Source organism: Bradyrhizobium sp. 35, from assembly GCF_023073215.1.
Lineage (GTDB): Bacteria > Pseudomonadota > Alphaproteobacteria > Rhizobiales > Xanthobacteraceae > Bradyrhizobium > Bradyrhizobium canariense_D.
Genome location: NZ_JADPJC010000077.1, coordinates 1 through 10,178, shown reverse-complemented (window position 1 = coordinate 10,178; position 10,178 = coordinate 1). Strand labels below are relative to the sequence as shown.

The 10,178-nt window shown below is 57.6% G+C and carries 8 protein-coding genes and 1 pseudogene; 4 read left to right on the top strand and 5 right to left on the bottom strand.

The features are described 5' to 3' along the window. Positions 1-1,164 precede the first annotated feature (1,164 nt). The 3 genes from IVB36_RS16120 to IVB36_RS16110 all read left to right on the top strand — a co-directional run bounded on the left by IVB36_RS16120 (position 1,165) and on the right by IVB36_RS16110 (position 2,662). A complete protein-coding gene (locus IVB36_RS16120; RefSeq protein ID WP_018460466.1) occupies positions 1,165-1,635 on the top strand; it encodes a nuclear transport factor 2 family protein in 471 nt (156 codons plus the stop codon). A 383-nt stretch (positions 1,636-2,018) separates the two neighbouring features. Then, entirely contained in the window at positions 2,019-2,327 is a 309-nt protein-coding gene (locus IVB36_RS16115) for a hypothetical protein (RefSeq protein WP_157643160.1), read from the top strand. Continuing rightward, entirely contained in the window at positions 2,324-2,662 is a 339-nt protein-coding gene (locus tag IVB36_RS16110) for an ABC transporter substrate binding protein (protein WP_018460464.1), read from the top strand. The genes IVB36_RS16115 and IVB36_RS16110 overlap by 4 nt, the downstream gene beginning before the upstream one ends. A gap of 1,296 nt (positions 2,663-3,958) precedes the next feature. Here the strand turns inward: IVB36_RS16110 and IVB36_RS16105 are convergent. Then, positions 3,959-4,174, bottom strand: coding sequence for a hypothetical protein (locus IVB36_RS16105; protein WP_247294782.1), 216 nt, complete (start codon positions 4,172-4,174; stop codon positions 3,959-3,961). Positions 4,175-5,558: 1,384 nt separating this feature from the next. Beyond that, a complete protein-coding gene (locus IVB36_RS16095) occupies positions 5,559-5,957 on the bottom strand; it encodes a hypothetical protein (protein WP_247392143.1) in 399 nt (132 codons plus the stop codon). Positions 5,958-7,034: 1,077 nt separating this feature from the next. Between IVB36_RS16095 and IVB36_RS16090 the strand changes: the two genes are divergently transcribed. Next, positions 7,035-7,205 carry a hypothetical protein gene (locus IVB36_RS16090; RefSeq protein WP_018460462.1) on the top strand — a complete coding sequence of 57 codons (171 nt, stop codon included), beginning with the start codon at positions 7,035-7,037 and terminating at the stop codon, positions 7,203-7,205. A gap of 718 nt (positions 7,206-7,923) precedes the next feature. Here IVB36_RS16090 and IVB36_RS16085 read toward each other — a convergent pair. The 3 genes and pseudogenes from IVB36_RS16085 to IVB36_RS16075 form a co-directional block, all read right to left on the bottom strand. Then, positions 7,924-8,170 (bottom strand): annotated as a pseudogene (locus tag IVB36_RS16085) (DNA polymerase IV); the annotation flags it as partial. Between the two features lie 471 nt (positions 8,171-8,641). Continuing rightward, positions 8,642-8,854 (bottom strand): hypothetical protein, encoded by a 213-nt coding sequence (locus IVB36_RS16080; RefSeq protein ID WP_204512002.1) that lies wholly within the window; start codon positions 8,852-8,854, stop codon positions 8,642-8,644. 480 nt (positions 8,855-9,334) lie between these two features. Next, positions 9,335-10,178: ATP-binding protein (locus IVB36_RS16075; RefSeq protein ID WP_247392141.1), on the bottom strand; the 844-nt coding region annotated here is incomplete at its 5' end.

Sequence of the window (10,178 nt, the reverse complement as noted above, 5' to 3'; positions counted from 1 at the left end):
AAGGTTGCGAACCCCTCATCTCAAGACAGGACGCCTCGTTGCGCTATCCTCTCAGCCGCGCTGCCGGCCGTCGTGCCTACCGCGCGAGCGGTTTAGTCCAATGGCGCGTCAGCGAACTCGCTGAGCGCTTCGTTGAGGTCCGCTCTGTACGGCAAGGCGGACCAGATTTGCTCCGGTTGAGTTCTTCGCATTTTGACCCGAAGTCGTCCTTGGACGGAGCATGCGCTGACCTCCATGGAGAGCGCACCTACGATCGATAAAATCCACTCTCTAAGAGAGACGTGCCTTTGCGACCAAAAAACAATCCTACACATCGTCGCGGGCGTTTTGATGGCCCGGCAAATGACGCCCGAGTACCGAACGAACGTAGGTTACAGTCGCCGCGCAGTGAGATCGCCCGCGGCTATGTCGAAGATGTTGGCAAACTGTGAGGTAGTTTATATCCCTGCATTCTTGGCCCACCCTAATGTGGCAGAGGCTTCTTACTTTAAAGGAGGCATCCAATGCTCGCCGCAATCAAATGGAACTCCCGATATAGCGCTCGCGAATGGGTGATGATGGCTGGGGTGCTCGTCGTCCAACTCCGCACACTGAATGCAAACCGACAGAAGGGTGAAAGCAAGCCAAAGCGGCCACTCTGGAAACACTTCGACGACACTCATCATTGGGACTCAACCGCGGAGGAATGGGTCCCCGACAAGATCAGTGATAGTGCAACGCATTATGCGTCCCGCAGGCCGAGTTCCGAGACTCCCTCTCACTAGTGGGCCTATCGAGCGGTGCGGTCGCGCACAAGTAGCTGGATCGGGATGTGCGTGCCTCTGGCCGCTTGATAGCGATCCAGCAATTGCTTGGGCCGTTTGCCGGCCGCTTTGGTAAACAATCTGGATAACAAGGCCATCGCGCGCGTCGAGCAAGACACTTTCATCTGTCACATGCGTCAACTTGCCTGTCTTTCCCGACCGCATTCGCCGCATTCTCGAAGGAATGCCGCCTCCGTCGTCGATGATCAAAGTTGGCGCGCGCCAAGCCGTGCAAAGTGGCATATACTCGTAGTATTACAGCCTAACGAAAGAATGCCCCCCGGAACAAATGCAACGCGACGTCCTACGTCAGGAGGACGTCGCGATGCAATTGTGCATCACAACCAGAGGGGAAGTTGCTATGAAGCGACGTTCATTGCTCTTGGCATTGTGTTCTTCCGCCTTCATCTCTGCACCGGCACTGGCCGATGAGGTCAAGCAGGAGGCCGAAAAATTAGCCGTCGCCTACACCGACTGCGTCGCCAAGAAAGACGCGGCCTGTGTCGCTGCGCTCTATACAAAGGACGGGGTCCAGATCAACCCGGGCGGTGTGTTTTCCGATCTCAAGACCGTATACGAAAACAACTTCAAGAACGGCACCGATCATATAGAGATCAGAGTCGGCAACATGTCGGTCATCAACAACGATCTGGTCGTTGCCAACGGCGAGACCGACATCTTCGGTAAGGACCCTAAGAGCGGCGACGCCACCAAGGTTACAGTGTTCTGGGGCGCCATCGACATACGTGAAGGCGGCGCTTTAAAAATCCGCCAGTTGACCGTCGGCATGAAGCCGCCTCCAGCTAAGGAAGCCAGCGCCGAGAAGAAGTAGGACGTCATCATGTCGTAAGTCACCACGCGCCCATCCTCTTTGAGGGTGGGCGTTTGATCTTGCTGCACGCGTCCGAAAGCGAAATACGGTTGCCTCGAAATGCACACCGCTCGCGCGATGTCTGCAAGTGGCCCATCCACGTCTCATTGAGGTCCGTTCCATGGGGCTTAGCGGACTGAATATGCTCGCGTTGAGGTTTTCGCTTTTGAACCCGCACCGCACATCGCGCGGCTGGCAGGCGTACTCGAGATTCTGTGGCAGAAGTCATGGCCGGCCAGTCCCAATGTGTTAGTTTGGGGCGAGTGATAGGTTGTCTCTACCTTTGCCGAGGCATCAGACATGAAGCGGCGCGAGTTCATAACGGCACTCGGCGGCGCTGCGGTGTGGCCGCTGGCGGCTCAAGCGCGCAATCTAAAAAGATTTACCGCATTGGATATCTGACGGCTAATTTGAGCAGCTATCCTTGGGTAAACGGCTTCGTTCGCGAATTAAGTGATCGCGGCTATTCGGAGGGCAACAATCTCACCATCGAATGGCGGGAGGCAAAAGGACATTCGGAACTTCTGCCTGGGATGGCTGCCGATCTGGTCCGGCAGAATGTCGACGTGATCGTGGAACGTTTGAAGTTCGTTCACCGCCGGAATTTGAGGTCGCGTTTGCTTCAATCCTGCGCAAAAGGCAGGATCCGATGATTGATGCGATGACTACCGTCACCGATCCGATGTTCGTCTTTGATCGGAAGAGGATTGTCGACTTCGGAATAGAAAACAAAATTCCGAACGCCCATGAATATCGAGAATGGGTGCAGAGCGGCGGACTGCTTGCCTTTGGTCCTACAATTGATGGAATATGGCGTCGGGGCGCATATTTCGTCGAGAAGATCCTCAACGGGGCAAAGCCAAGTGATTTGCCCGTCGAAGGGCCGAGCGAATTCCATCTTGCGATCAACCTCAAAGCTGCCAAAGATATGGGCCTATCTGTTCCTCAGCATTTGGTCGCGAGGGCTGACGAGTTGATTGTCCGCTAATGACCACCGATTGCAGACCTCCGGGTTGAGGACCGGGAGCATTCCGATGTTCTCGAAGGTCAAGGCGCTCGGCATCGATCTCCCTGCGACGCTGCTCGGCCGAGGTGATTGAATAACGATCTTCTGCGCTGCACGAGTCTGCTGTTGGGCCCATCTCGGACATTCTGACCGGCGCTGATGATGGTCCCCGGAGCTCAAGCGGAAGTAAGCAGCCTGGGACACCAAAGGCCGCTCGTGACCCACTCTAGACGTCATATGCTTCAGGACCGCCTTGCCGTTGAGAGCGTAGCAGCGTCGCGGCGCATAGCGGGGCAGGTGGTCGCCTGCGCTCAGCAGCCCGCGAGATCAAAATGCGAGGGGTACGCGGATATGTCAGTTGGCCGAGGTTTGCATCCAGCCTAGGCCAATGCTACGGGTTTACCAGCGTCCCCTCGTCGGAAACGCGCCACGCTGCCAAGCCGAAACATAGCGTTAGCATCAAGTTGGCCAGCAAGAGCAGGACCGAGGCAAAGTGGCTCACACGCGCCTCGGGAACAGAACGTCCCTCCAGTCCGGAGACAGGTGGATGATTCGAAAAATGCAGCTGTGCTGACCTGGTTGTAGTTTGTAAAAATGCTGGATCAACAGCTTCGAACGGGGAGCGCATCCATCGAGCGGTTCGTGGGGAGCCGGGGACTTCGCGCCGCGCTGATCGTAGCTAAGAGGCACGGCAGGAGTTATGATCTGTTCCTTCTCGCTCGGGTCATTCGCTTCGAAGGAGTCTGGCGTGATAAAAATCTTACAAGGAATGCTCCTCGCGACCACGGTTCTGGCTGCTGCTAGTGGGGCGCACGCAGCGGGTGGCTGTGGCGAGGGCTGTCATAGGACAACCGGTGGCGCATGTGTCGTCGACGGCTGGGGCACGGGAGCCAAGGTTCGGAACGAATGCCCGGCGACCGCTCGCCCCCGTCCACCCTGCGGCGGCGGGGATTTCATCTGGGACCGCACCAAACAGGCATGCTTCCAAAATAACCGCACCTGGTTCTGATCTCGCGCCCCATTCAGGCGGGCTCTACACAGCGCAATCTGATCTCAGTGCGATGGCCTCAGAGCGGGTGACAACGAGTTCAGACGGGAACAGCTTGGCCCTTATCTCGGCCAGTGCGTTGCTTCATGGCCCGCTGTCGGCGCCGGCGCTGACGGGCTCGGTTCACGTGCTTCGGATCAGGTGCGGACCTCCAGGCACGGGAGCCGGATAGGGCTGGACTGCTATGATGGTTGTGCGGCCCTGCCGCTGGCTTACAGCTCAACTGCGGACTAGCCGTCTTGGCAGGGAATACCGAAGTTGTCACAAGCGAGAGCGAATGACTCTTTTGCTTTTGTATCCTCGAAGCAAAAGCGAGTGCCGACCTCTGCCTGATCGATCCACCAATCGACGTTACTGCCTTTTGCGATGCGGGAGGCTTCGTCGCGTAACAGGTCCAGTTGTCTTCCCGCAGCACGAACAATCAGGCAATTTTTCTCTTTGGGCATAATACCTTCTCCAATGGCACAGGACGCGAAGTCATTGGTACTAAGAGCCGTGATCACGAAGGCCGCAGCAGGGGGACTGCTGCTGCGGCCCGCGCGGTCAAAAATTCCGGGTCAAAAACGACTAGGTGAAATATGCAGCCAGCCCCGGTGCGATGATCGTACCGCAGCATCTCTGGCTCGCAATATGATCAGTTTCACAATCGGCAGAAGGCTTAACGTGCATCAGTGCCCCGGCTCTCAGGTCCATGGGGATCGGGAACATTCGGCAATCTGGGTGCGTTCGCCTCCAGCTCCGGGCGATGTCTCGGAGCGGACGCGTAGAACTTCCGGCCTCAGGAATCATCTGCCTGGGGCCGCTTTTTCCAGGACCGTCTTGGCGCCCAGTTTGATTTAGCGGTCGCCTATGTCAATTTGGCAGATGAAAGGGTGGCGGTCGGAAGCTATCCGGGATATGTTGGCAGCGGAAGCTGGCGCACTGAGAGACGACCCCGGCTTGGGGGCTTGAGGGTTGATGCCGGGGCCGCTCCGCCAGCTCGAAGAAGAGAGCTAACAAAACCTGCAATTTTTCCTCTGCGCGTTCGTTCCTCCAACGAGCGCTCGATCTCGCAAACTGCGGCGGCTTGCCGGTGCTAAAATCCGGTCTGACCTGAGCCCCTCGGTTGCCGCATCCGGCGCATACACAACGCGCCTCGATATCAGACAGGCGAACATCGTCCGACCAGCGAGCGGCGCTGAGTGCAACGTTGTGGCCGGAGTGGCAGCAGACCAGGACACCGCGTAGGCCCATCTCGCGCATCTCGCCGAAGGTGATCTTGAGCGCTCGGCCGTTGGCGTGTGGCGTCTAGCAGGAGGGGACATGCCACCATCAAAGCGGAAGTACCTCGCAACCTATTGAATGCTCCGACGTAGCCGCCCTAACCGGGCCGCTTTTTCGTTGTGTCGGCTCGGTTTGACCCGACGGGGGGCACTTCCCCATCTAGCCATTCCTGCTCCTCGGCTAAAGCTCGCCACGCCTCTTCCATGCGCCGGTACCGCTTGTAAGCCGGACTATTCTTAGATGGTTCCCCTTCAGCGAGCGTTGCGCAGTTGTCTGCGTTCTCTTTGTAAATCTCTGATGGCTTCATCATCGGCCTCCTGCGTAATGCTTAGGAGAGGAGTCTGAAAGAAATGTGGTTTCGCCCGTCCCAGTTCGAGACGTGAAAGTAACCGGCTAGAAAGCTTCAGCCGTTGTAAAGGCATCGCATTGGGGGATCACAAGGTTCTACCCCGACTGTCAGGACGGCCGGGCTGTGAAGGACGAACACGGGGAGGAAGACCCGAGCGCCGCAGAAGTAAAGCATGAGTCGTTTCTGGTGGTCGCAACGAACTGCTCCGCGAAGGAGCGCTAGCGCTTCGATTTACTCTTGCTCTTCTTCGCGGTCTTCTTAGACGCAGAATTCTTGGTCGCCTTCTGTGGTGCGGCTTTCTTTGCAGCCTCCTTGGGTGGCGTTTTAGCCGGCTTCTTGGCAGACTTCTTCGCCGCGGATACGGTCTTCTTTGTACGAGCAGCTGCGACCCGTCTGTTAGCTCTCATAGGGGCAGGAACGCGCTTCTTCTTCCGAGTGATGATCGGCGGCGGAACAGCGGCAGCATCGGTCGCTTCAGGAATGTAGACTTGCTCGTTGGTCACTCCGGCAACCGCTTCTGGATCGGGCTTCATAGCATCCGCGGCTGCAGTCGAGGCGGTCTCCACGATCTCTTTTACAGTGTCTGAAATTCGTTCGACTATTGATTTTTTAGCCATGGGAGGCTCCCTGAGTCGGGGCAGGATATCTCATTTTTGCGTCGGGAGGGATTGGTGCCGTTCTGGCATCTCCGAGGATTCATTCGAAAGAGGGAAGCGGGATTTAGCGCCCGTTCTATCAAATGATACACCAGCTAGTTATTGCCGGAAGCAAGATGGCAACGGCGCGCTGCTTCGGTGGCACGTCGGGCGGCCCCGGCGCGTCCGGCGCCAGCCCCGGGACGACCGGGGTCGTTCCCCGTGCGCAGCGCGGACCAAAAATTGTGGCTGGTCGACGATCGAATGCCGGATGCGCGGCAAATTCGTACGGCCATCACCTCAGCGGCATCTCCGCTTCGCACGGCCGAAACTAGGCTCAAGGCCGCAACGAAGACGGACCCGGCATAGATAAAGAGGCAGATCAAGAACGCCGCCACAATGCTCACGAGCCATCTTATGGACCGGCAAATCAGGGTGGAAAGGGCATTATTCCAAGATGCGATCGGCAAGGACCTTTGACGCCTCTTGCGCGGCTGTCACCATGGATCGATCTGTTCGTCAAGGTCGCGCTTGGAGCGGCTCAGGGGGAAGCCCATCATCCATCGGGGAATGGCTCAAGCAAGGTCCGATCGATTTGGTTGTCGTTGTCAGGGCTGAGAGCTCCTGCGTTCCAGCTTGGTGGCGTGAGGCGGCGGAATGGGACAGAGAGGGCGCTCGGTTTGCGACTTCGAAGGCGGCGCGAAGTAGGGCGTGTGAAGCGAAATGGGGGCACACCGCGGGCGTGACGCTCTGCTTCGTCGACCAGACCTCGAAGATCTTCCAATTCTGAGAGCTGAGAAGTGAGTTCGCTAAGTTGTTCGACGTAAAGGATTGCGCGAGAGCCTCGCATAAATGTCCTCCCCAGCACAAAAAAGGCACTATCAGGACGGCGTCAGAGCAAAAGATCGCGAGTAGTAAAAGTAAAAGACTACCACAGGTAAAATAGCTGACTGATTCGTCAGGCTCACTGCGTCAGGGTGTCGCGCTTGAGCCGCGGTCCGGTCGTTGGGCCGTCCGCCGGCCGGCACGAGCTGCTCGGTCCGAACGACCGGGATTTCGTTGCCCGTCGTCGTACTGATCGCTTGCGATCTGCTCGATGGTCTACCGATGCCTTTTGACCGTGCCGGCAATATCATTCGGATCGGCGCGGTCGGCGGCGGCACGTTCGCGCAAGGCTGTCCATTCGACCCTGCAACCAATACGGTCCTCGGCGCCGAACATCGTGAATAGAGCTTCAGGCGCCCCTCAGCGAAATCGCCGGATGGGTCAGGGGTAGGGGTATTTCGAACTCCGGACTCGGGGCCGCGAGATGCCAAGTATCGACTCCGCCCGTCGATCCTATTTTGCTCTTTCAGGGGATAGCCGGCCAAGGTTGTGGCGCCATCTCTCAGGAGAATGCGATACAATCGAAGCGGGAATCAGCTCAACCAGGTCCGACGGAATATTGCGATGACCAGAACTTTTCCTGCCGTCGGCCTATTTGCCGGACCGACGTTGGCGCAAGAAGGGCGACTGCCTTTCTGTGCCGAGCAACAGTCGTAGAAGCTCCTGCAGCTCCACTGATTGCTGCACGAGGCATCGGTGAGCGGCGAAGATCCGCTCACCGTGCTTCCGGGGTGCTTCCGGCGCGAATTTTGCGGAGAGCACGATGGAGGTAAGTGTTTGAATTAGCTGGTGCTGCCAGACAGGATTGAACTATGATCACAATCCTGCTTTTCATTGATTTTATTGATGTTTTCGGTCCGGCGATCTGTTTTTGTGTGGCACTCTTGCGTGGCGCCGTAGCACTGAAATTAGCTTAGAGCAGCCGCGATTGCATCACCTTTATTCACGTCGAATGTGACATGAGCAGTCTCGGCGCGAAGGTCGATCTCAGGACACCTGATGGCCCTCCCGCTGCATCGAACCCGCGCGGCTGCCTAGGGAAGTTAGTGGCTTCCATCGACTATCAGATCGGCAGGCCAAACTGCGGCTCTGCCAAGCCCTCCCCTTGCAGCGAGGAGAGTGAGACGTCCAACAGCCGGACCAGCCTGGGAAGCGGCATCGCGTTTTGAAGCAGTGCGATGGACAGCGCTCGAGGTCGTCTCTGCTCGAGACCACCACGGAGACAGACCGCTGCGGGTGATGATCCCGAAGTCCTTGAACTTTATCTTCAGCGTGTCCGTCCGGCCCGGTGCGCCCTTGTCCTCGCAGTGGGGCTTAGACTGATCCCGGATACGCAATCAGCGGGCCCGTACTCGCCGAACAGGCCGAAAGGCTTGCCACGGAAGCCTCCGCAGGATCATATTCGAAGTTCTCCTGAGTTAGCCAGCGCGTCGAATCCCTTCAGCTAAATTCTCTGCACGGCTCCTGCGTCTCGAACCCGATGCCGCGCTCCATTCCCGCCTGTCCGGGTTGCAAGAAGCCGAAAGTTGCAATTGCAACGCGCCCTCGACGTGGCGCTGCTTCAAATGCGAATCCGCCGGCTGATTCCGCTCTGTGCCTCCGGCATCGCACCCTCTCCCCCGGCGTTCCTGGAGAGTGCTGCTTTCAGCATATTCTCAATTCTCATTTTCGATTTCTTCGAGGGGCACTGCTGGCACTCTTGATTCCCGGCCGAGTTCGTGGAGCGGGTGAGAGTGATCTCATCACAAACGGCCTTTGAGGTGGCTGCTGGCGCCGGTGCCTCAGGCCTCGCCCGGTCCGGAGAAGATCGATGGCGGTGGCGTTGTGCGCGGCCCCGGGAGCGGCCGCTCGCTTGCTCCGGACCGGGACGCCGGCTTGCCCTTCGCATCGTATCGCTTGGCGAGATCCAGCAACCGACGGCGGGTGAACGGATCGGCCTTCGGGGCGATGGCGCGGACCCGCTGCGCGAGACCCTGGTAGAATTCCTGCTCCATGACGCACCTCGCATCATCACTGCTCTCAGTTGAGTAGGCTACGGTTGCGAAGTCAAGAAGAGCCGACGCACCCGCGCAACTTTCTGCGACCGACTTGAGATCGCAGTGGCGAAGGACGTTGATGGGCAGCGCGGGGAATCAGATGGCAGTGTCCTATCCATTCCGGAAGGCTTGCCCGGCCGGCCGATAACGGCTGCTTCCGATGAAACCGTGAAGGGGAGGCTGCGGTTCAGCGGATTAGACTCGCACTGAAAATGCAAGCGCCATTTCAGAACTGGCCTGGCTTCAAACAGATACGTCTCGCGTAAGTCGTTGCGCATGCAACCCCGAAATTATTGGACGAATGATGGCGAATATTTATGTCTCGCGATTCCGCAGAGGATTTGAGCATTCCGGCATCTGGAAAACGATCAACTTCGGGAGGAGAAGGACGGCACCCATCCGAAGGCCGGCAAATGAATAGCCTCGATCCGATTTCAGTCATGTTTGTTCGTCAAGAATTCTTCGTACTTTCTCCGCCAGACCGCGAAAGGTAAATGGCTTGCTCAACAAGTTGACCCCCGCATCAAGTCGACCGTTGTGGACTATCGCATTCCGTGTGTAGCCCGTCGTGAACAGCACCTTGATCATTGGATGCAACCTTCTAGCCCGATCTGCGATGTTACGTCCGTGAAGGCCATCCGGGAGCACGACGTCGGTGAAGAGAAGATCGATGGTGCGAGATGATTCAAGGAAAGCAATCGCTGATGCCGCGTCGGCTGCTTCGAAAACTTGATATCCGAGATCGCGGAGCACACCGGATGAATACGCGCGCAAATCGTCATGATCTTCCACAACGAGGATGGCCTCATTCCCCCGTAACATTGTTGCTGTCGGAATACTGCGATCTTCCTGCTTGTCGGGTTCAGTCTTGGACCGAGGAAGATAGAGTTTGACCGTCGTGCCATGCCCCGGTTCGCTATAAATCCTAATGTGGCCACCCGTCTGTCGCACGAACCCGTAAACTTGACTTAGCCCCAGCCCAGTTCCTTTGCCGACCTCCTTAGTCGTGAAGAACGGCTCGAACACGCGATCCAGGGTTGCCTTATCCATTCCGGTTCCAGTGTCGGTGACAGCAACCAAAACGTATTGGCCGGGAGGCACGGGTTCTGGGAGCGCGGCAACATACTCATCATCCAGCCAGGTGTTGCCGGTCTCGATTGTAAGTCGTCCGCCGCCGGGCATTGCATCCCGCGCGTTAACCGCCAGATTGAGGATGCCATGTTCTAGTTCCGATGCGTCAGCAAAGGCGCTCCACAAACCGGCATTGCCAACTATCTCGATC